The sequence below is a fragment of the Pseudomonas sp. 8_5_2 genome (assembly GCF_059295255.1).
In genome coordinates, this window is the sequence record NZ_CM181238.1 from 5,074,992 (window position 1) to 5,094,765 (window position 19,774).

19 protein-coding genes are annotated in these 19,774 nt (G+C 63.7%); 9 read left to right on the forward strand and 10 right to left on the reverse strand.

Going from position 1 to position 19,774, the window contains the following annotated elements; translation table 11 throughout:
• Nucleotides 1-56 precede the first annotated feature (56 nt).
• Entirely contained in the window at nt 57-1,193 is a 1,137-nt protein-coding gene (locus AC5O5R_RS23255; protein WP_172223975.1) for a methyltransferase, read from the forward strand.
• Nucleotides 1,194-1,225: 32 nt separating this feature from the next.
• Here AC5O5R_RS23255 and AC5O5R_RS23260 read toward each other — a convergent pair whose 3' ends face one another.
• The 3 genes from AC5O5R_RS23260 to AC5O5R_RS23270 are packed head-to-tail and all read right to left on the reverse strand — an operon-like array spanning nt 1,226 to nt 3,838.
• Nucleotides 1,226-1,381 carry a DUF2474 domain-containing protein gene (locus AC5O5R_RS23260; protein ID WP_009682264.1) on the reverse strand — a complete coding sequence of 52 codons (156 nt, stop codon included), beginning with the start codon at nt 1,379-1,381 and terminating at the stop codon, nt 1,226-1,228.
• A 9-nt stretch (nt 1,382-1,390) separates the two neighbouring features.
• Nucleotides 1,391-2,398 (reverse strand): cytochrome d ubiquinol oxidase subunit II, encoded by a 1,008-nt coding sequence (cydB, locus tag AC5O5R_RS23265; protein WP_172223972.1) that lies wholly within the window; start codon nt 2,396-2,398, stop codon nt 1,391-1,393.
• A 3-nt stretch (nt 2,399-2,401) separates the two neighbouring features.
• Entirely contained in the window at nt 2,402-3,838 is a 1,437-nt protein-coding gene (locus AC5O5R_RS23270) for a cytochrome ubiquinol oxidase subunit I (protein ID WP_172223969.1), read from the reverse strand.
• Between the two features lie 356 nt (nt 3,839-4,194).
• Between AC5O5R_RS23270 and AC5O5R_RS23275 the strand changes: the two genes are divergently transcribed.
• Complete coding sequence (locus AC5O5R_RS23275) at nt 4,195-5,424, forward strand: MFS transporter (RefSeq protein ID WP_172223966.1); 1,230 nt, start codon at nt 4,195-4,197, stop codon at nt 5,422-5,424.
• A gap of 34 nt (nt 5,425-5,458) precedes the next feature.
• Here AC5O5R_RS23275 and AC5O5R_RS23280 read toward each other — a convergent pair whose 3' ends face one another.
• The gene (locus AC5O5R_RS23280; protein WP_172223964.1) at nt 5,459-5,938 is read right to left on the reverse strand and encodes a GNAT family N-acetyltransferase; all 480 of its coding nucleotides are present in this window, start codon (nt 5,936-5,938) and stop codon (nt 5,459-5,461) included.
• A 185-nt stretch (nt 5,939-6,123) separates the two neighbouring features.
• On the opposite strand from AC5O5R_RS23280, the gene AC5O5R_RS23285 reads away from it, so the two are divergent.
• Both AC5O5R_RS23285 and trmA read left to right on the forward strand, forming a co-directional pair.
• Complete coding sequence (locus AC5O5R_RS23285; RefSeq protein WP_172286661.1) at nt 6,124-7,419, forward strand: NCS2 family permease; 1,296 nt, start codon at nt 6,124-6,126, stop codon at nt 7,417-7,419.
• Complete coding sequence (gene trmA / locus AC5O5R_RS23290) at nt 7,416-8,501, forward strand: tRNA (uridine(54)-C5)-methyltransferase TrmA (protein ID WP_172232350.1); 1,086 nt, start codon at nt 7,416-7,418, stop codon at nt 8,499-8,501. The genes AC5O5R_RS23285 and trmA overlap by 4 nt, the downstream gene beginning before the upstream one ends.
• 117 nt (nt 8,502-8,618) lie before the next feature.
• On the opposite strand, the gene pcaG is transcribed toward trmA, so the two are convergent.
• Nucleotides 8,619-9,224 carry a protocatechuate 3,4-dioxygenase subunit alpha gene (pcaG, locus tag AC5O5R_RS23295; RefSeq protein WP_172232348.1) on the reverse strand — a complete coding sequence of 202 codons (606 nt, stop codon included), beginning with the start codon at nt 9,222-9,224 and terminating at the stop codon, nt 8,619-8,621.
• A 10-nt stretch (nt 9,225-9,234) separates the two neighbouring features.
• Complete coding sequence (pcaH, locus tag AC5O5R_RS23300; RefSeq protein WP_172232345.1) at nt 9,235-9,954, reverse strand: protocatechuate 3,4-dioxygenase subunit beta; 720 nt, start codon at nt 9,952-9,954, stop codon at nt 9,235-9,237.
• A gap of 200 nt (nt 9,955-10,154) precedes the next feature.
• Here pcaH and ypfJ point away from each other — a divergent pair, with 200 nt between their 5' ends.
• Nucleotides 10,155-11,048: a KPN_02809 family neutral zinc metallopeptidase gene (gene ypfJ, locus AC5O5R_RS23305; protein ID WP_172286662.1), complete on the forward strand. Its 894-nt coding sequence runs from the start codon at nt 10,155-10,157 to the stop codon at nt 11,046-11,048.
• Between the two features lie 174 nt (nt 11,049-11,222).
• Nucleotides 11,223-13,142 carry a HAMP domain-containing methyl-accepting chemotaxis protein gene (locus tag AC5O5R_RS23310; RefSeq protein ID WP_172232271.1) on the forward strand — a complete coding sequence of 640 codons (1,920 nt, stop codon included), beginning with the start codon at nt 11,223-11,225 and terminating at the stop codon, nt 13,140-13,142.
• Nucleotides 13,143-13,396: 254 nt separating this feature from the next.
• On the opposite strand, the gene ggt is transcribed toward AC5O5R_RS23310, so the two are convergent.
• The 3 genes from ggt to mdaB form a co-directional block, all read right to left on the reverse strand.
• A complete protein-coding gene (gene ggt / locus AC5O5R_RS23315) occupies nt 13,397-15,064 on the reverse strand; it encodes a gamma-glutamyltransferase (protein ID WP_494511687.1) in 1,668 nt (555 codons plus the stop codon).
• A 117-nt stretch (nt 15,065-15,181) separates the two neighbouring features.
• Nucleotides 15,182-16,078, reverse strand: coding sequence for a LysR family transcriptional regulator (locus AC5O5R_RS23320; RefSeq protein ID WP_172231862.1), 897 nt, complete (start codon nt 16,076-16,078; stop codon nt 15,182-15,184).
• A gap of 162 nt (nt 16,079-16,240) precedes the next feature.
• Nucleotides 16,241-16,831 carry an NADPH:quinone oxidoreductase MdaB gene (gene mdaB / locus AC5O5R_RS23325; RefSeq protein ID WP_172231865.1) on the reverse strand — a complete coding sequence of 197 codons (591 nt, stop codon included), beginning with the start codon at nt 16,829-16,831 and terminating at the stop codon, nt 16,241-16,243.
• Between the two features lie 164 nt (nt 16,832-16,995).
• On the opposite strand from mdaB, the gene AC5O5R_RS23330 reads away from it, so the two are divergent.
• The gene (locus AC5O5R_RS23330; RefSeq protein ID WP_172231868.1) at nt 16,996-17,310 is read left to right on the forward strand and encodes a putative quinol monooxygenase; all 315 of its coding nucleotides are present in this window, start codon (nt 16,996-16,998) and stop codon (nt 17,308-17,310) included.
• On the opposite strand, the gene AC5O5R_RS23335 is transcribed toward AC5O5R_RS23330, so the two are convergent.
• Nucleotides 17,300-18,064 carry a sulfite exporter TauE/SafE family protein gene (locus tag AC5O5R_RS23335; protein ID WP_494514760.1) on the reverse strand — a complete coding sequence of 255 codons (765 nt, stop codon included), beginning with the start codon at nt 18,062-18,064 and terminating at the stop codon, nt 17,300-17,302. The two genes, AC5O5R_RS23330 and AC5O5R_RS23335, sit on opposite strands and share 11 nt — an antisense overlap.
• A 99-nt stretch (nt 18,065-18,163) precedes the next feature.
• On the opposite strand from AC5O5R_RS23335, the gene AC5O5R_RS23340 reads away from it, so the two are divergent.
• Complete coding sequence (locus tag AC5O5R_RS23340) at nt 18,164-19,045, forward strand: LysR substrate-binding domain-containing protein (RefSeq protein ID WP_172232212.1); 882 nt, start codon at nt 18,164-18,166, stop codon at nt 19,043-19,045.
• A 123-nt stretch (nt 19,046-19,168) separates the two neighbouring features.
• Nucleotides 19,169-19,774 (forward strand): CDP-alcohol phosphatidyltransferase family protein, encoded by a 606-nt coding sequence (locus AC5O5R_RS23345; RefSeq protein WP_172232215.1) that lies wholly within the window; start codon nt 19,169-19,171, stop codon nt 19,772-19,774.

Here is a 19,774-nt window from a genome sequence, read left to right on the forward strand (position 1 = left end):
CCCGGCAAAGCCCGGGGCGAACCGCAACGGGCAGTTTCGTACCCGAGCCAGACGCCATGCCCCTGTTGACCACCCCCTACGCCGCACTCGACCTGATCCGCCAGCCGGAGCAGGCCAACGACCCGCTACAGGCCTTCGATGCCGCCGACGAGTACCTGCTTGCGCAGTTGCACGCGCAGAAGCCTGCGGCTGACTGCCGGGTGCTGGTGCTCAATGACAGCTTTGGCGCCGTGGCTGCCAGCCTGGCGGGGCATATGCAGGTAGTTGGCAGCGGCGACTCGCACCTGGCGCACCTGGCGCTGGAAAAGAACCTGGTACGCAATGGCCTGGCGTTCGACAGCGTGCCGTTCGTGCCGGCCAGCGAGCAATGGCAAGGCCCGTTCGACCGGGTGCTGGTGCGCGTGCCCAAGACTCTGGCGCTGCTGGAAGAACAGCTGATCCGCCTGCAGGGCCACCTGGCCCCCGGCGCACAGGTAATTGCCGGAGCAATGATCAAGCACCTGCCACGCGCCGCTGGCGACCTGATGGAGAAGTACATCGGCCCGGTACAGGCTTCACTGGCCGAGAAAAAGGCCCGCTTGCTGACCGCGACAGTAGCCGAACGGCCCGTCGCACGCTCTCCCTACCCTAGCCGCTACCGCCTTGACGTGCCGGCGCTGGAGCTGGAGCTGGAGCTGCTCAATCACGCCAACGTGTTCTGCCGTGAAGGCCTTGATATCGGCACTCGGGCATTCCTGCCGCACCTGCCTCGCGACCTCGGCCGTGCGCGGGTGGCGGACCTGGGTTGTGGCAACGGCGTGCTGGCGATTGCCAGTGCCCTGGCCAACCCGGACGCCCAGTACACCCTGGTCGACGAGTCTTACATGGCAGTGCAATCGGCGCGCGAGAACTGGCAAGCCGCGCTGGGCGAGCGCCCGGCAAGCTTCGAGGCAGCCGATGGGTTGGCAGGGGTGGAAAAACAGTCGCTGGACGTGGTGCTGTGCAACCCGCCGTTCCACCAGCAGCAGGTGGTGGGCGATTTTCTCGCCTGGCGCATGTTCCAGCAGGCGCGCGAAGCGCTGGTGGTGGGTGGGGCGCTGTATATCGTCGGCAACCGGCACCTGGGCTATCACAGCAAGCTGGCGCGGTTGTTCCGAGGGGTGGAGCAGGTTGCCGCCACGCCCAAGTTCGTGATCCTCAAGGCCCGCAAGTAAACGTCAGGGGGCGCACAGCGCCCCCCCGCCTTTCAATGGGTGGTCAACCCCGCAGCCCCCATGAACAGGCGCATCACCCAGGCCGCCACACCTAGCGCCGCCACGCTCAACGCCCAGATCAGCACCAGCCAGCCCAGCCGCTGCCACAGCGGTTTTTTCTCTTCAAGACCATGCTTGCCCGTCATCATGAGGAACTCCTAGTGATAACCGTCTTCATGGGTGACCTTGCCGCGGAACACGTAGTAGCTCCAGAACGTGTAGCCCAGGATGAACGGCAGGATGAACAGCGTACCCACCAGCATGAAGCCCTGGCTTTGCGGTGGCGCCGCGGCCTCCCAGATCGAGATCGACGGCGGGATGATGTTCGGCCACAGGCTGATGCCCAGCCCGCTGTAGCCAAGGAAAATCAGCACCAGGGTGAGCAGGAACGGCGTGTAGTGCGCATTGCGCGCCACCGCCTTGAGCAAGCCGTAGAAGGTCACCAGCACCAGCAGCGGCACCGGCATGAACCAAAGCAGGTTAGGCATGCTGAACCAGCGGTCGGCGATCTGCGGATAAGCGATCGGCGTCCACAGGCTGACGATGCCGATCACCACCAGCAGCACCAGCGCCAGCGGCCGGGCAATGTCATGCATCTTGCGCTGCAATGGCCCTTCGGTCTTCATGATCAGCCAGGTGCACCCCAACAGGGTGTAGGCAACGATCAGCCCCAACCCGCTGAACAGGCTGAACGGCGTGAGCCAGTCGAGGGTACCACCGGCGAAATGCCGGTCGACCACCTTGAAGCCCTCCAGGAAGGCGCCCAGGGCCACACCCTGGAAAAAGGTGGCGACCAGCGAGCCGCCGATGAACGCCTTGTCCCATAGATGCCGCTTGTCAGCCTTGGCCTTGAAGCGGAACTCGAAGGCCACACCGCGGAAGATCAGGCCGATAAGCATCAGGATCAGCGGCAGATACAACGCTTCGAGCACCACCGAGTAGGCCATGGGGAAGGCACCGAACAGGCCGGCACCGCCTAGCACCAGCCAGGTTTCGTTGCCGTCCCACACGGGGGCGACGGTGTTCATCATCACATCGCGGTCATGCTCGTCCTTGACGAACGGGAAGAGCATGCCGATGCCCAGGTCGAAACCGTCCATCACCACGTACATCATGACGCCGAAGATGATGATCACGGCCCAGATCAGCGGAAGGTCGATACCCATGGCTCAGTTCCCCTTGCTCAGGCTGGCGGAGTTGGCCTCACGGCCATCATCGGCGGCGGACAGCGGCCGCGCCGGCGTGCGTTTCTGGCCAGGGCCACCGGGGTTCGGCTCATCGCCCTCGCCGGTCTGCGGCCCTTTGCGCACCAGCCGCATCATGTAGCCAAGGCCGGTACCGAACAGGGCGAAGTAGACCACCACGAAGGCCACCAGGGTGAAGCCAAGCTGGGCGTAGCTGTGGTTGGACACACCGTCTGCAGTGCGCATCAGGCCATAGACCACCCAGGGCTGGCGGCCGATTTCGGTGGTGAACCACCCGGCCAGCAACGCGATCAGCCCGGAAGGCCCCATCCACAGCGCCACATGCAGGAAAGGGCGCGAGGTGTAGAGCGTGCCGCGCTTGCGCAGCCACAGGCTCCACAGGCCAACGAAGATCATCAGGAAACCGAGCCCGACCATGATCCGGAACGACCAGAACACAATGGTCGAGTTGGGCCGGTCCTCGGGCGGGAATTCCTTCATGGCCGGGACCTGCTGGTCCAGGCTGTGGGTCAGGATCAGGCTGCCGAGCGCCGGGATCTCGACCTTGAAGCGCGTGGTTTCGGCCTTCATGTCGGGGATGCCGAACAGGATCAGCGGGGTCGGTTCACCGGGCACGTTCTCCCAGTGGCCTTCGATCGCGGCAATTTTTACCGGTTGGTGCTTGAGCGTGTTGAGGCCGTGGAAATCGCCGATCACCGCCTGGACAGGGGCGACCACCAACGCCATCCACATGGCCATCGACAGCATCTTGCGCACGGCCGGGTTATCACGCCCGCGCAGCAGGTGCCAGGCCGCCGAGGCACCGACGAAGAACGCGGTGGAGACGAATGCGGCAGTGGCCATGTGCATCAGACGGTAGGGGAACGAGGGGTTGAAGATCACCGCCAGCCAGTCCACCGGCACCACACGGCCATCGATGATCTCGTGGCCTTGCGGGGTCTGCATCCAGCTGTTGGAGGCCAGGATCCAGAAGGTCGAAACCAAGGTGCCAAGCGCCACCATCAGCGTGGAGAAGAAGTGCAGGCCACGGCCGACGCGGTTCCAGCCAAACAGCATGACACCGAGGAAACCAGCCTCCAGGAAGAAGGCAGTCAGGACTTCGTAGGTGAGCAGCGGGCCGGTGACAGCACCGGCGAAGTCGGAAAACCGGCTCCAGTTGGTACCGAACTGGTAGGCCATGACCAGCCCGGAGACCACGCCCATGCCGAAGTTGACGGCGAAGATCTTCGACCAGAAATGATAGAGGTCACGGTAGACCTGGTTGTGGGTCCGCAGCCATAGGCCTTCGAGGACCGCCAGGTAGCTCGCCAGGCCGATGGTGATGGCCGGGAACAGGATGTGGAACGACACGGTAAAGGCAAACTGCATTCGGGCGAGCTCTAAGGCCTCTATTCCGAACATGGTGCTTCCTCTTCAGATAATCCGGCGTTCGGGCTTGTGGCCCGGTCGCCCACTGCCCCCACGGTAGTCGAGTGTGGCGCGTTGGAATTGTTCTGTTCGATCGCAGGGATTCCGGCCCGAAGGCCAATTCGTCAACAGAACGTTGCAAAAGCAACGGTTGATGCAGATCAACGAATGCTAGGAAGCATAGTCCCGAATGGCCTGACGGGCGGTGTGGTTGTTTGCCGCGTGACCGGTTGTCCCACCCCCTTCCGAAGCGCGTCAAAAGGTGCCGACTCAGGCAAACAGTAACTGTTTGTTACAAACAGATGATACGCTGCGCACCCCCTCTACTGCGCCGAGGCCCATGGTTTCCGATGTCCGATCCCGCACCGCAGTTGTTGCGCCACCACCGTCCTTTCCTGGCCTTCTGGCTGGCCCGCGTGTTCACCGCCAGCGGCTTCCAGATGCTCACCGTGGCCATTGGCTGGCACCTCTACCAGCTGACCGGCAGCGTGCTGGACCTGGGCCTGGTCGGCCTGGTCGAGTTTGCGCCCCGAGTGCTGTTCATGCTGCACACCGGGCATGTCGCCGACCGCTATGACCGGCGCAAGATCGCTGCCCTGTGCCAGAGCCTGCAGGGGCTGATAGCCCTGGCGCTGGCCGTGGGCAGCGCCACCGACAACGTCAGCCGCGAGCTGATCTTTGCCCTGGCCTTCCTGCTGGGCGCCACGCGCTCGTTCGAAATGCCGGCTACCCAGGCGCTATTGCCCAACGTGGTGCCGCCCGGGCTGTTCCCGCGGGCCGTGGCGGCTTCGGCGTCGGCCACCCAGTCGGCAACCATCGTGGCGCCGGCGGTGGGCGGCTTTCTGTATGCCTTTGGCAGCATCTGGGTGTATGGCCCCACGGTGGCCCTGTACGCCATCGCCTGCGTGCTCACCCTGAGCCTGCAGGCCCGCGGCCAGGTCATGCAGCGCGGGCGGGCCAGCATCGAGTCACTGCTGGCCGGCATCCGCTTCATCCGCAGCCGGCCCGACATTCTCGGCGCCATTTCCCTGGACCTGTTCGCCGTACTGCTGGGTGGGGCCACTGCGCTGCTTCCGGTGTTTGCCAAGGACATCCTGCTGACCGGCCCGCTGGGCCTAGGCCTGTTGCGCTCGGCGCCAGCGGTAGGCGCGTTGCTGATGTCGGTGTGGCTGGCGCGCTTCCCGTTCGAACGGAATGTGGGGCGGACCATGTTCACTGCGGTCGGAATATTCGGCGTGGCGACTATTGCCTTTGGCCTGTCGACCTCGTTCTGGTTTTCGCTCGCGGTGCTGGTGGTGCTGGGCGCGGCAGACATGATCAGCATGGTCATCCGCAGTTCCTTCGTGCAGTTGGAAACACCGGATGAAATGCGCGGGCGGGTGAGCGCGGTCAATGGTTTGTTCATCGGTGCCTCGAACCAGCTCGGCGAGTTCGAATCGGGCGTTACCGCGCACTGGTTTGGCACAGTGCCGGCGGTGGTGATGGGGGGCGTGGGCACCCTGGTGGTGACCGGGGTGTGGATAAAGTTGTTCCCCACACTGGCGGGACGCGACCAATTGCACAGCAGGCCAGCGGGATAAGCGCCGGGGCGCTTGGCGCAGCCAGGGTGTGAGGCTACAGCATGAGGGTCAGCTGGCGCTCATACCCGGTCCTGGCACGGTAGCCGTTACCGCTGTCCAGCCAGCCTGTGGCGCGATACAGCGCGAGGGCGGCGAGGTTGTCCGGGTGCACCGACAACTGCAGGCGGTCGACATCCGGCCACAAGGCGCGAACGTGTCCGGGGAGTGCGCGCATGCATGCACTGCCCAGGCCAAGCCCCTGAAAACGCTGGTCCACCTGCAGCGCGTTGACAATTGCGGCACCTGGCTGGGCCCACGCGGGGAGAAACGCACCACGCTGAAGCAGTAGAAACACGCGAGGCATCTCGTCCAGCAATAGCACCAGCCCGCGGGTGTCGTCGCTGCGCGCATTCAGCAGGCTATACAACGCGGTTGCAATATCCCCTGCGTAATACTGCTGATCGAGGGGTAACTGCAAGGTGTCGAGGCAATCGCGCTGTCGCTCGCTCAACTGCTCATAGTCCACTAACTGCATGACCACTTCCTTCAAATGCTGCCCAGCTTGTCAGTGAATCGCTACCGCCATTAACGCCTGGCAATCATGCTGGTATGATGCGCGGCTTTTTCCGCCCCAGATTAAACCACGGCAACCGGTACGGTCTGTGCTTTGCTGATGGGGTCGATATATTCATGGCGCCCGGGGGCGCCTTGGGAGCGGGCATGCTGGAAAGGCTGTTTCAACTAAGAGCACACAACACCAATGTGCGCACCGAGATTCTCGCGGGCGTCACCACCTTCCTGGCCATGGCCTATATCTTGTTCGTCAACCCGAGCATTCTCGGCGAGACCGGCATGGACAAAGGCGCGATCTTCGTCGCCACCTGCCTGGCAGCGGCCATTGGCTCCACCACCATGGGCCTGATCGCCAACTACCCGATCGCCCTGGCGCCGGGCATGGGCCTGAACGCGTTCTTCACCTACACCGTGGTGCTGCACATGGGCCACACCTGGCAGGTAGCGCTGGGCGCGGTATTCCTGTCGGCGGTGATGTTCTTCCTGCTGTCGATCTTCCGCATCCGCGAATGGATCGTGAACAGCATCCCGCTACCGCTGCGCTCGGCGATCGCTGCCGGCATCGGCCTGTTCCTGGCGCTGATCGCGCTGCACAATGCCGGTATCGTCGTCGATAACCCGGCTACCCTGGTGGGCCTGGGCGACCTCAAGCAGCCAGCGCCTATCCTCGCCACCCTGGGCTTCTTCCTGATCGTCGGCCTGGAGTCGCTGAAAGTGCGTGGCGCGGTGCTGATCGGCATCCTGGCGGTGACCATCGCCTCGATCGTGATGGGCGTGACGCCGTTCGCCGGTGTTGTCTCCATGCCGCCATCGCTGGCCCCCACCTTCCTGCAACTGGATATTGCCGGCGCGCTGGACGTGGGCCTGGTCAGCGTGATCTTCGCCTTCCTGTTCGTCGACCTGTTCGACAACTCCGGTACCCTGATCGGCGTGGCCAAGCGCGCCGGCCTGATGGGCAAGGACGGCCACATGCCGAAGATGGGCCGCGCCCTGATTGCCGACAGCACCGCAGCCATGGCCGGCTCGTTGCTGGGCACCTCGACCACCACCAGCTACATTGAGTCTGCGGCAGGCGTGAGCGCCGGTGGCCGCACCGGCCTCACTGCCATCGTGGTGGCGGTATTGTTCCTGCTGGCACTGTTCTTCGCCCCGCTGGCCGGTAGCGTGCCGGCCTTCGCCACCGCCCCGGCGCTGCTGTTCGTCGCAGTGCTGATGGCTTCGGGCCTGGCGGAAATAAACTGGGACGACGTCACCGAAGCCGCGCCGGTGGTGGTAACCGCCCTGGCCATGCCGCTGACCTACTCGATCGCCAACGGCATCGCTTTCGGCTTCATTTCCTGGACCGCCGTCAAGCTGATCTCGGGCCGCCACCGCGACCTGAACCCGGCGCTGGTGATCCTTTCCATCCTGTTCGTCATCAAGCTGGGCTGGTTCAACGCATGAGTGCTGCTTTCGACCCCTCCTCCTACGCCACCCAGCTGGATGCCAAGGTAGCCCGGCTGCGCGAGCTGCTGGCGCCGTTCGGCGCACCGGAGCCGGCTGTTTTCGACTCGCCGCGCGAACATTACCGCCTGCGCGCCGAGTTCCGCCTGTGGCGCGAAGACGGCCAGCGCCATTACGCCATGTTCGCCCCGGGCGATAAACACAAGGCGATCCTGATCGACGACTTCCCCATCGCCAGCCAGCGCATCAACCAGTTGATGCCGCGCCTGAAGGCGGCCTGGCAGGCCAGCGAAGAACTGGGCAATCGCCTGTTCCAGGTGGAGTTCCTGACGACCCTGGCTGGCGATGCCATGGTCACCCTGTGCTACCACCGCCCGCTGGACGAAGCCTGGGAAGTGGCGGCACGGCAGTTGGCCGAGGCGCTGGGGGTGAGTGTCATCGGGCGCTCCAAGGGCAAACGCCTGGTGATCGGCCGCGACTACGCGGTGGAGAAACTCGACGTGGCCGGCCGTGTGTTCAGCTACCGCCAGCCGGAGGGCGCGTTCACCCAGCCCAACGGCGCAGTGAACCAGAAGATGCTGAGCTGGGCCTTCGAGGCCATTGGCGAGCGTGAGGACGACCTGCTGGAGCTGTACTGCGGCAACGGCAACTTCACCCTGCCGCTGGCGACCCGCGTGCGCCAGGTGCTGGCTACCGAGATCAGCAAGACCTCGGTCAATGCCGCGCTGAGCAACCTCGACGAGAACGCTGTGGATAACGTACGGCTGGTACGGTTGTCGGCAGAGGAACTGACCCAGGCGCTGAATGAGGTGCGGCCGTTCCGTCGCCTGGAAGGCATCGACCTGAAAAGCTATGAGTTCGGCACGGTGTTCGTCGACCCGCCTCGGGCCGGGATGGACCCGGACACTTGCGAGCTGACCCGCCGGTTCGAGCGCATTTTGTACATCTCGTGCAACCCGGAGACGCTGGCGGCGAACATTGCCCAGTTGCAGGACACGCACCGCATCGAGCGTTGTGCGGTGTTTGACCAGTTCCCCTATACCCATCATATGGAAAGCGGGGTCCTGCTGGTTCGGCGCTGACCGATGCATCGCCGGCAAGCCAGCTCCCACAGATACTGCACAGGCCTTGAGGGCGGCGCGGTCGGTGGAGGAGCTGGCTTGCCGGCGATGGGCCGCAAAGCGGCCCCAAACATTGACTCAGAAGTCGAAGAACACCGTCTCCCCTTCCCCCTGAATGCGGATATCGAAGCGATACGCCGTCTTCCCGTCCACCTCGCAACGCTTCGCGATCAACGTCTCACGCCGCTGCGGCTGCTCGATCAGGTTCAACACCGGGCATTTGGCATTGGCCGCCGCCTCGTCATCGAAATACAGGCGCGTGTGCAGGTGAATGTTGATGCCCCGGGCAAACAGGCTGATGTTGATGTGCGGCGCCATGGGTACGCCGGCAGCATTGTTCACCACACCCGGCTTGACCGTTTGCATGGTCCACTCGCCAGCATCGAAGGTGGTAGCCGTGCGGCCGAAGCTGTTGAAGGCGTTTTCCAGGTTGTACGCGTCCTGGTAGTCGCCGTTGGCGTCGGCCTGCCACACTTCCAGGAACGAGTCGCGTACCAGGTGGCCATTACCGTCGTACACATGCCCGATCAGCAGGATGTGCTCGCCTGGTGCCTCTGGTTTGGCCAGGCGGTTCCAGATTTCCTGATCACGGGTCGGGTTGCCGGCCGCTTCCAGGGCCAGGCCGATGTGCACGTAGGGGCCGGCGGTCTGCGAAGGGGTTTCCGGCAGCAGTTCGATTGGCATGACGGTTTCCTCAGCAGTTTTCGAAGTGGGTCTTGCGCTGGCCGCGCAGCACGATGTCGAAGCGGTAGGCCAGGCAGTCCATCGGGTTGGCATTGCTCATGTCGAGCTTGGCGATCAACTGCTGCACGGCTTGCGGGTTGGCGATCGACTTGACGATCGGGCACATCGGGATCAGCGGGTCACCCTCGAAGTACAGCTGGGTGATCAGCTTGGTGGCAATCGACGGGCCGCTGATGCCGAAGTGGATGTGCGCCGGGCGCCAGTCGTTCGGGCCGTTGCGCCATGGGTACGGGCCGGGCTTGATGGTGCGGAAGCTGTAGTAGCCGTCCTGGTCGGTCAGGCAACGGCCAACACCGCCGAAGTTCGGGTCCAGCGGTGCCAGGTAGCGGTCGTTCTTGTGGCGATAGCGGCCGCCGGCGTTGGCCTGCCACATTTCCACCAGGGTGTTCGGCACAGGCTTGCCGTACTGGTCGACGACGCGGCCGGCGACGATGATGCGCTCGCCGATCGGCAGGCCACCGTTGTCAAAGTTCAGCAGCAGGTCATGGTCGTGGGCGCCAAAGCGCAGATGGGAAAAGTCCGGGCCAGTGGTTTCACTGATCGACTGCGGAATACTGACCAGTGCCTGGCGCGGTGAACGGGCAATGGACGTCTTGTAATCAGGCGTCAGGGCTTTCGGGTGCCAGTTGCGATCACGGATCACGAAGCGGCTGTTGTCCTGGGCAGGCATGCCGGTTTCCTCTCTTGGAATTATGTAAACGCCTGGGCGTGGCAGGCGGACTTGCAGTTTCGGACAAGTCGCGCGCGATGAATATTGAAATCAGGCATTCAAAACATAACCAGATGGTTATGGATTAACACCTTTGCCTGACACCTGTCGCCGTAGTGAACTAATCTTTGTCTTCTTGTTTCACGCTCGGGAGAGCACTCATGGAATGGCGAAAAGGCCGACGCAGCGACAACGTGGTCGATGCCCGGGGCGAAGGCGGCGGTGGCGGCGGCATGCGTTTTGGCGGCGGCAAGGGCCTGGGGCTGGGGGCGATTCTGCTGATTGTCGGCATCGGCTGGCTTACCGGGCAGGACCCGTTGCAGATCCTCGGCCAGCTCACCGGCCAGATGGAACAGCAGCAACAGCAGACGGCACCCAGCGGTGCGGGCGGCAAGGCGCCACCGGCCAATGACCAGCAGGCCGAATTTGTCGCCTCTGTGCTGGGCGACACCGAAGACACCTGGAAGGCCTTGTTCGCCGAAGCCGGCAAACAGTACCGTGACCCCAAGCTGGTGCTGTTCAGCGGCCAGGTCAATTCGGCCTGTGGGTTTGCCTCGGCGGCGGTCGGGCCGTTCTACTGCCCGGCGGACCAGCGTGTATACCTGGACATGTCGTTCTTCCGCGAAATGGAAACCCGCTTCGCCGCTGCTGGCGACTTCGCCCAGGCCTATGTGATCGCCCACGAAATCGGCCACCACGTGCAGACCCTGCTGGGTGTTTCGGCCAAGGTGGACGCCGCACGCCGCAACGGCCAGCGTATGGAAGGCGACAATGGCCTGTTGGTACGCCAGGAGCTGCAGGCCGACTGCCTGGCCGGGGTGTGGGCCTATCAGGCGCAGAAGCGGCTGAACTGGCTGGAGCCGGGTGACGTCGAGGAAGCGCTGAACGCCGCCAATGCCATCGGCGATGACCGCCTGCAGCAGCAAGGCCGCGGGCGCGTGGTACCGGACTCCTTTACCCATGGCACCTCGGCGCAGCGCGTGCGCTGGTTCAAGGCCGGGTTCGCCCAGGGTGAGGTGAACAGCTGCGATACCTTCAGTGCGCGCAACCTTTGACCTGCATAGGGGCCGCTCTGCGGCCTCAATGCATCCAGTTACAAATCAGCTGAAAAAGCGTTTCAGCTTCCCCCTTCACTGCCGATAACCCCCGCACGAGTCAGCGGGCATCCAGAACAACAACGCCTGGCGATCGAAGATCAAGCGAGCGAAAACAACTTCTGGAGAGCGTGCATGAACAGCTGGTTCGCCAACATCAGCGTCAACCTCAAACTCGGCCTGGGCTTCGGCCTGGTACTGATCCTTACCGGCCTGCTGGCCCTGACCGGCTGGACCAGCCTGGGCAGCCTGATCGACCGCAGCAACTGGATGGGCGACATCGGCCAGCTCAACAAGGACCTCACCGACCTGCGCATTGCGCGCCTGCAGTACATGATCGCCAACGGCGACGACAGCGCAGCAGCCAATACCCAGGCCAAGCTGGACGCCTTTGGCAAGCAGCAGGCGTACCTGGCCAGCACCTTCAAAAGTGCCGAGAACATCAAGCTGCTGGGTGAACTGGGCGAGACCATCAGCGCCTACAAACTGTCGCTGAACAAGATGCGCCAGGGCTACGACGCCACCCGTGCTGCGCGCGTTGCCATGGACAGTTCGGCCACCCGCGCCGACCAGGCCATGGATACCCTCAGCCAGGAGGTCATGGCACGCCCCGAGGCCGACAGCGTACGCCTGGCCCAGTACCAGCTGATCAGCAAGGCCCGCCAGCAACTGCTGCAGGTGCGTATCGATGTGCGCGGCTATATTGCCGACAACAGCGCCGCCAACGAGCAGGCGGCCCTGCGCCAGCTGGACGCAGCGCTGGTGGACATCGACAACCTCAAGCGCCAGCTGCCTGCCGAAGACGCACGCCTGCAACAGTTCGAACGCTCGGTGATGACCTACCGTGACGCGGTTCGCCAGTTCCGCGACGCGGTCGCCACTATCACCACCGCTCGCGCCGAAATGACCGTGCAGGGTGCCGACATCGTCAAGCGCAGTGACGCGCTGTACCAGATCCAGCTGCAGCGCCGCGATATCGAAAGCACCCAGGCGCGCAGCCTGCAAGCCATCGCCACGTTGCTGGCACTGCTGGTCGGCGTACTGGCAGCGGTGCTGATTACCCGCCAGATCACCCGCCCGCTGCATGACACCCTGATCGCGGTGGAAAAGATCGCCAGCGGCGACCTCACCCAGCAGTTGCGCGTCACCCGTCGCGATGAACTGGGGGTACTGCAGCAGGGCATCGGCCGCATGGGCACGACCCTGCGCGAGCTGATCAGCGGCATCCGCGACGGCGTCACCCAGATCGCCAGCGCCGCCGAGGAGCTGTCGGCGGTTACCGAACAGACCAGCGCCGGCGCCAACAGCCAGAAAGTCGAGACCGACCAGGTGGCCACCGCCATGCATGAAATGGCGGCCACCGTTCAGGAAGTGGCACGTAATGCCGAACAGGCCTCGCATGCCGCCACCGGTGCCGACGATGAAGCCCGCGCCGGCGACCGCGTGGTGGGCGAGGCGATCGGCCAGATCGAGCGCCTGGCCGCAGACATGCACCGCTCCACCGAGGCCATGAACCTGCTGCAGGAGGAAAGCCAGAAGATCGGCAGCGTAATGGACGTGATCAAGTCGGTAGCCGAGCAGACCAACCTGCTGGCGCTGAACGCCGCGATCGAAGCGGCACGCGCCGGGGAAGCCGGGCGTGGCTTTGCCGTGGTGGCAGATGAAGTCCGCGGGCTGGCCCAGCGTACGCAAAAGTCCACCGAGGAGATCGAAGCGCTGATCGCCAGCCTGCAGCACGGCACCCAACAAGTGGCGAATGCCATGCAAGGCAGCCGCGCCCTGACCGACAACAGTGTCGAGCTGGCGCGCAAAGCCGGCGCCTCGCTGGAGAGCATCACTGGCACGGTGTCGAGCATCCAGTCGATGAACCAGCAGATTGCCGCGGCGGCAGAGCAGCAGAGTGCGGTGGCTGAAGAGATCAGCCGCAGCATCCTGAATGTGCGTGATGTGTCCGAGCAGACGGCGGCGGCCAGTGACGAAACGGCTGCGTCGAGTGTGGAACTGGCGCGCCTTGGCGGGCAGTTGCAGACCTTGGTCAGCCAGTTCCGCGTCTGACCTTCAAATCCTGGGGCCGCTTTGCGGCCCATCGCCGGCAAGCCAGGCTCCCACAGGATCTGCACAGGCCTTGAGGGCAGTGCCGTAACTGTGGGAGCTGGCGAGCCTCCCCCAAGGACCTGCACAGGCCTTGAGGGCAGTGCCGTAACTGTGGGAGCTGGCGAGCCTCCCCCGAGGACCTGCACAGGCCTTGAGGGCAGTGCCGTACCCGTGGGAGCTGGCTTGCCGGCGATGAGGCCGGCACTGGCGAGCGCTTATTTGACGATCATCCCCACTCCGCGCCCACGCGGATCGGTAGCGGTCTCAAGCTTGGCACCATCCACGCGGATCGCCTGGATATCGCCCATCTCCCAGCCCTGATCCTCCAGCACATAACCCATCTTCTTCAGGTCATCAGCCACATCCCCGGTCAGCGGTGCATAACTGTCGAAATAGATGGTGTCCTTGGGCAGCAACTGATGGTGCACGCGCTGTGCCGCCACTGCCTTGTCCAACGGCATGCCGTAGTCGTACAGGTTGTTCATCACCTGGAAGATAGAGGTGAAGATCCGCGAACCACCTGGCGTACCGATGACCAGCTCGACCTTGCCATCACGGGTCATCAGGCTTGGGCTCATGGAAGACAGCATGCGCTTGCCCGGCTCGATGGCATTGGCATCGCCGCCGACCACGCCAAAGGCATTCGCCGCCCCCGGCTTGGCGCTGAAATCGTCCATTTCGTCGTTCAGCAGGAAGCCCGCGCCTTTCACCACCACGCCACTGCCGTAGTCAAGGTTGAGGGTGTAGGTGTTGCTGACCGCATTACCCTGTTTGTCGACGATCGAGAAGTGCGTGGTCTGATGCGGCTCCAGGCCCGGCTTGACCTTGTCGGTGTCGGAAATCGCCTTCGGGTTGACCTGCGCGGCGCGCTTGGCCAGGTAATCCTTGGCCACCAGCTGGTCCACCGGCACCTTGGTGAAGGCCGGATCGCCAAGGTAGTCGGCGCGGTCGGCGAACACGCGCTTCTCGATCTCCGCCAGCAGGTGGATGTACTGCGCCGAGTTGTGCGCCACCCCCTTGAAGTCGGCCGCACGGTCTTCCTTGATGCCCAGCAGCTGGGCCAGGGCGACGCCGCCGGAGCTCGGCGGCGGCGCGGTGTACACCACGTTGCCACGCCAGCTAACGGCCATCGGCTCACGCCACACGGCTTTGTAATCCTTCAGGTCTTGCTTGGTGATCAGGCCATTGTCGGCTTGCATCTGCGCCACCAGCAGGTCGGCGGTCTTGCCCTGGTAGAACTCGCTGACGCCTTTGTCGGCGATGCGCTCCAGGGTTTGGGCCATTTCCGGCTGCTTGAACAACTCGCCGACCTTCATGTTGCCGAAGTAGTCGTTGAAGTTGGTCGCGGTCTTGAACATGCCCTGGGCATCGTTGCGGTACTGGTACTGCTTTTCCGCCACCTTGAAGCCGTTTTTCGCATAGCCGATGGCCGGCGTCAGCAGCTCGCTCCAGGGCAGCTTGCCGAACTTTTGGTGTGCTTCCCACAGGCCCATCACCGTACCGGGCACACCCGCGGCACGTACACCGACCAGGCTGAGGTTCTCGATGACCTCGCCCTTGTCATCCAGGTACATGTTGCGCGTGGCGGCCTTTGGCGCGACTTCACGGTAGTCGAGGAAGTAAGGCTTGCCGTCGACGAACAGGGTCATGAAGCCGCCACCGCCGATGTTACCGGCCTCCGGGTAGGTCACCGCCAGGGTGAAGGCGGTGGCGACTGCCGCGTCCACCGCATTGCCGCCCTTTTTCAGGATATCGGCGGCCACCTGTGCACCATATTGATCAGGCGCGGCTACCGCGCCGCCTTCCAGGTTGGCGGCATAAACCGAAGAACAGCTCAGGATCGCGGCTGCGAGAGCCAGGTACTGGAACGGGACAATGCGCATGACACTTCCTTGGTGTTGTTTTTGTTGAGCAGTCAGTAAGGCCGAAGCGTTTCAACTGCGCAATCATCCGTAGGAAGTTTCGCCGCCGATGGACAGGATGTGTCGCGTTCAGGCAAATCAGCAGGCGTACATCGCCAGCTTGCGCTGGATGAAATCGAGGAAGCACTGGATGCGCAGCGCCAGCTGGGTATTGCGGTAATACACCGCATGAATCGGTTGGCGATAACCGTTGTTGGCCTCGCCCAGCAGTACCTGCAAGCGCCCGGCGCGGATGTCTTCGTGGGTCATGAAGTGCGACAGGCTGACGATGCCCTCGCCAGCCAGGGCCAGCTGGCGCAGGGTCTCGCCGCTGGAGGCGATCAGCGCCGGGCGGATGCTCCAGCGGTCGCCCTGGGCGTGGCGCAATGGCCACTGGTTGAGCGACTCGGGCTGGCTGAAACCCAGCAGGCAATGGTTGCTCAGGTCCTCTACCCGCTGCGGGGTACCGTGCTGCTCCAGGTAAGCCGGGCTGGCCAGCACCTGCACCGGGCTGCAACCCAGGTTGCGCGCGTGCAGGCTGGAGTCGGCCAGTTCGCCGATGCGGATCGCCACATCAGTGCTCTGCTCCAGCAGGTCGATGATCAGATCGTCGGTGTTCAGCTCCAGTTCGATACCCGGGTACTGGCGCCGAAACTCGCCGATCCACGGCAGGATGGCGTGCAGCATGAACGGTGCGGCCGCATTGATGCGCAAGCGCCCGGTGGGGGTCTGGCGGTTCATCGACAGGCGCTCTTCCATCTCGTCCATCTGCTGCAGGATCAGCCGCGAGCGCTCGAGGAAGAACCGGCCCTCTTCGGTCAGGTCCATGCGCCGGGTGGTGCGGTTGACCAGCGTGGTACCCAGCTTGGCTTCCAGGCGCGACAAGGTGCGGCTGACGGCCGACGGGGTCTGGCCCATCTGCTCGGCGGCAGCGGAGATCGAACCGCAGTCGATGACAGCGACGAATACCTGGAGTTCTTCGGATCGGGTTTTCACGTCTGGGCCTGTAGTGGATCTTTGCAGAGATTAGATAGCCGCTTGTGCAGGCCAAGTCCAGCGGTGGGTGAACCCGCTCCCGCAGGAACCCCATTGACCTTGAAATCGGTGCAATACCTGTGGGAGCGGGTTCACCCGCGAAGAGGCCGGTGCACACAAACCTCAATCAGCCTTGCCAAACACCTGGTCCAGGTGCGCCTCATAGGCTGCCAAGGCTGCTGGCACATCCGGCCGTTTCATCACGTCAGTCGCCAGAAAGGTCGGCAGCCCGGTCATGCCGAGGAACTGGTTGGCCTTGTGGAACGGGAAGTACACCGCGTCCACGCCCTTGCCCTCGAAGAAATCGCTGGCGTCGTCAAAGGCCTGCTGCGGCGCGTTCCAGGTCAGCGACAACATGTACTGCTTGCCGTGGACCAGGCCACCGCTGCCGTACTTCTGCGAGTGGTCCGAGCGGGTACGGCCGTCGTTGGCATACAAGCTGCCGTGACCTGCAGTGAACACATCATCGACGTATTTCTTTACCGTCCACGGCGCCCCCATCCACCAGCCTGGCATCTGGTAGATCACTACATCGGCCCAGAGGAATTTCTGCACTTCTTCCTCGGCGTCGTAGCCGCCGTCGATAAAGGTCTCGCGTACATCGAAACCGGCCCGGTCCAGGTGAGCGATTGCAGCTTCGTGCAAGGTGGTGTTGAGGCGACCGTCAGAATGTGCGAACTGTTTACCGCCGTTGAGCAAAAGGATCTTTTTCATGCTGGCCTCCAGGGCCGGATTCAGAAATCAGGCCGGCAGGTTAGAGGCTCGCGAGCGTGGAATACAGCAACGACGGGGCAAAATACAATTGATCTGAAGTCACGAATGGCAAACACATTATTGCCGTAGAATCGGTTCATCATCCTCCATCGAGTGTCATCCCAATGAGTGAGCAACACGCCTTCATCCTCAAAGCCAAGACCCGCCCGGAAATGGCTGATGCGTTCGAAACCCTGTTCCGCGCCTACGTCGAACCCAGCCGCCAGGAACCGGGCTGCATCGAGTACCACATGCTGCGCGACCAGCAGGACCCAAGCCTGTTCGTGTTCTTCGAGGTGTGGGCCGACAAGGCCGCGCTCGACGTGCATTCGGCACTGCCGCACATGACTGCGTTCTTTGAAAAACGCATGGATTACCTGGAGCGTGAGTTCGATATCCAGATGATCGACATGCTCAGCGCGTCATCGGCTAGCCGTTGATCAGCAGATGGCCGCCGAGTACGGCCAGGCCGATGAAAAAGCAGCGCTTGAACAGCGCTGCACTGATGCGCTGACGCAGCCACTGCCCGGCGAGCATGCCCAGCAGGGCCGGCGCCAGCATCAGCAGTGACGCGCCCAACGCCTGGCCACCCAGGGCGTCCTGCCCGGCCAGGCCGCAGGCCAATGCCAGGGTCGAGACCGTGAATGCCAGGCCCAGGGCCTGGATCAGCTCATCGCGGCGCATGCCCAGGCTCTGCAGGTAAGGCACTGCCGGCATCACGAACACCCCTGTGGCGGCGGTGACCACGCCAGTCACAAAGCCGCAGACCGGCCCCAGCCACCCTTCCCAGACAGGCACCACGCGCAAGGCCGGCCCCACCAGCCCGTATAGTGCGTAGATCACCAGCGCCGCCCCCAATGCATGCACCGCCCACGGCCCGCTGTTGATGCCCAGCCATGCACTGCCGAGCAATGTCCCGACGAAAATCATCGCCAATAGCGGCCCAAGCCGGCGCAGCAATGCCGGCAGATGCCCGCCGACCGCCAGTTGCCAGAGGTTGGTCAGCGTCGAAGGCACGATCAGCAGGGCTGCAGCCTGCGCCGGTGACATAGCCAGCCCCAGCAGGCCCATGGCGATGGTCGGCAGACCGAGGCCAATCACCCCTTTAACCGCGCCGGCCAGCAGAAAGGTCAATACAACCAGCACTGACAGGGCTGGGCCAATGTTGTGGTAGAACGCGAGAAGGGTATTCATGGACCGATGATGGCCGACGCCTGGCGTGTTGAAAATCTGCCATATACTCAGCCAGGCTCTTGCCAGGACAGAGCCAGGACATCTTCAGGATAAAGATCCATGCGTTTCGACCTGACCGATCTCAAGCTGTTCCAGCACACGCTGGAATGCGGCAACATCACCGCTGGTGCCAGCCGCAGCCACCTGTCGCTGCCAGCCGCAAGTGCGCGCATCCGGGCCATGGAAGCGTCGCTGGGCGTGCCTTTGCTGGAACGCAACCGCCGCGGCGTGCAGCCGACCCCCGCCGGCCAGGCACTGCTGCAGCATGCCCGGTTGATAGCGCAGCAAGTCGAGCGCCTGCAGTTCGACCTGGGCCAGTTCGCGCAGGGGCAGCAGGGCCAGGTGCGCTTGCTGTGCAACACGGCGGCGCTCACCGAGTATCTGCCCGAATTGCTGGCCGGCTACCTGGCCAGAAACCCCGGCGTAAACGTGGATGTCCAGGAACTGCCGAGCCTGCGCATCGTGCAGTCGATTACCCAGGGCATGGCCGACCTGGGCATCATCTCGACCGCGGCGCCCAGCGAGCACCTGCAAACCGTGCCATTTCGCGACGATCCGCTGGTACTGGTGACGCCGCCGGACCACCCGCTGGCCAGCGCCGCCGCGCCCACCTTCATCGACAGCCTGGCCCACGGCCATATCGGCCTTGGGGCCAGCAGTGCACTGGCGTTGTACCTGGAGGAGCAGGCGCTGCGCGAAGGGCGGCGCATGCAAGTTCGGGTGCGGGCAGAGGGGTTCGACGGGGTGATCCGCATGGTCGCGGGCGGGGCTGGGGTCGGAGTGGTGCCACTGGCTGCCGTGAAGCGTTGGCAGGGGCTATTGCCGTTGCACTGGGCGGCGCTGCGGGAACCTTGGGCCAACCGCCGGTTACTAATTTGCGCGCGGGATTTTTCGACGCTGCCAGGCTATGCCGCAGGGCTGGTAACCACCTTGACCGGCTGAAACACGCCTGCAAAAAGCAGCGCCAGTCTGCAGATAATCATCAAACCTGTGAGCGCGGGTTTACCCGCGAACAAGGCTCACACACAATTAACGCCCTGAGGCACCACGAAAAAGGATTTTCCAGTGGCATCGATCTACCAGCTCAAACCGCGTTTCCAGGCCTTGCTGCGCCCCACCGTGCAGCGCCTTTACGACCGTGGCGTCACCGCCAACCAGGTCACCGTCGCCGCCGCCGTCGTGTCGATCCTGCTTGGCCTGCTGCTGGCCGGCCTGCCCCACGTCACCTCGCTGTTCATCCTGGTGCCGGTGTGGATGCTGCTGCGCATGGCGCTGAATGCCGTCGACGGCATGCTGGCCCGGGAATTCGGCCAGCAATCCACCCTCGGCGCCTACCTCAACGAACTCAGTGACGTGGTCGCCGACGCCGCCCTGTACCTGCCCTTCGCCCTGCTGGCCGGTGTCTCGCCGGCCTTGGTGGTATTGGTAGTGCTGAGCGCCACCTTCAGCGAATACGCAGGGGTCATGGGCCCGCTGGCCGGTGCCTCGCGGCGCTACGACGGGCCCATGGGCAAAAGCGACCGGGCCTTCGCCTTCGGCGTGGTAGGCACCGGCGTCGCCTTCGGCCTGCTCGATGGCATGTGGGTCAACGGCCTGATGCTGGTGATCCTCGCGCTCTCCCTCTATACCCTCTACAACCGGGTTCGCCATGGGCTGGCCGAAACCCGCTGA

Excerpts from the sequence above, each read along its gene's own strand:
- AC5O5R_RS23255 (WP_172223975.1), top strand. The coding sequence starts at position 57 with ATGCCCCTGTTGACCACCCCCTACGCCGCACTCGACCTGATCCGCCAG.
- AC5O5R_RS23260 (WP_009682264.1), bottom strand. The coding sequence starts at position 1,381 with ATGATGACGGGCAAGCATGGTCTTGAAGAGAAAAAACCGCTGTGGCAG.
- cydB (WP_172223972.1), bottom strand. The coding sequence starts at position 2,398 with ATGGGTATCGACCTTCCGCTGATCTGGGCCGTGATCATCATCTTCGGC.
- AC5O5R_RS23270 (WP_172223969.1), bottom strand. The coding sequence starts at position 3,838 with ATGTTCGGAATAGAGGCCTTAGAGCTCGCCCGAATGCAGTTTGCCTTT.
- AC5O5R_RS23275 (WP_172223966.1), top strand. The coding sequence starts at position 4,195 with ATGTCCGATCCCGCACCGCAGTTGTTGCGCCACCACCGTCCTTTCCTG.
- AC5O5R_RS23280 (WP_172223964.1), bottom strand. The coding sequence starts at position 5,938 with ATGCAGTTAGTGGACTATGAGCAGTTGAGCGAGCGACAGCGCGATTGC.
- AC5O5R_RS23285 (WP_172286661.1), top strand. The coding sequence starts at position 6,124 with ATGCTGGAAAGGCTGTTTCAACTAAGAGCACACAACACCAATGTGCGC.
- trmA (WP_172232350.1), top strand. The coding sequence starts at position 7,416 with ATGAGTGCTGCTTTCGACCCCTCCTCCTACGCCACCCAGCTGGATGCC.
- pcaG (WP_172232348.1), bottom strand. The coding sequence starts at position 9,224 with ATGCCAATCGAACTGCTGCCGGAAACCCCTTCGCAGACCGCCGGCCCC.
- pcaH (WP_172232345.1), bottom strand. The coding sequence starts at position 9,954 with ATGCCTGCCCAGGACAACAGCCGCTTCGTGATCCGTGATCGCAACTGG.
- ypfJ (WP_172286662.1), top strand. The coding sequence starts at position 10,155 with ATGGAATGGCGAAAAGGCCGACGCAGCGACAACGTGGTCGATGCCCGG.
- AC5O5R_RS23310 (WP_172232271.1), top strand. The coding sequence starts at position 11,223 with ATGAACAGCTGGTTCGCCAACATCAGCGTCAACCTCAAACTCGGCCTG.
- ggt (WP_494511687.1), bottom strand. The coding sequence starts at position 15,064 with ATGCGCATTGTCCCGTTCCAGTACCTGGCTCTCGCAGCCGCGATCCTG.
- mdaB (WP_172231865.1), bottom strand. The coding sequence starts at position 16,831 with ATGAAAAAGATCCTTTTGCTCAACGGCGGTAAACAGTTCGCACATTCT.
- AC5O5R_RS23330 (WP_172231868.1), top strand. The coding sequence starts at position 16,996 with ATGAGTGAGCAACACGCCTTCATCCTCAAAGCCAAGACCCGCCCGGAA.
- AC5O5R_RS23335 (WP_494514760.1), bottom strand. The coding sequence starts at position 18,064 with ATGAATACCCTTCTCGCGTTCTACCACAACATTGGCCCAGCCCTGTCA.
- AC5O5R_RS23340 (WP_172232212.1), top strand. The coding sequence starts at position 18,164 with ATGCGTTTCGACCTGACCGATCTCAAGCTGTTCCAGCACACGCTGGAA.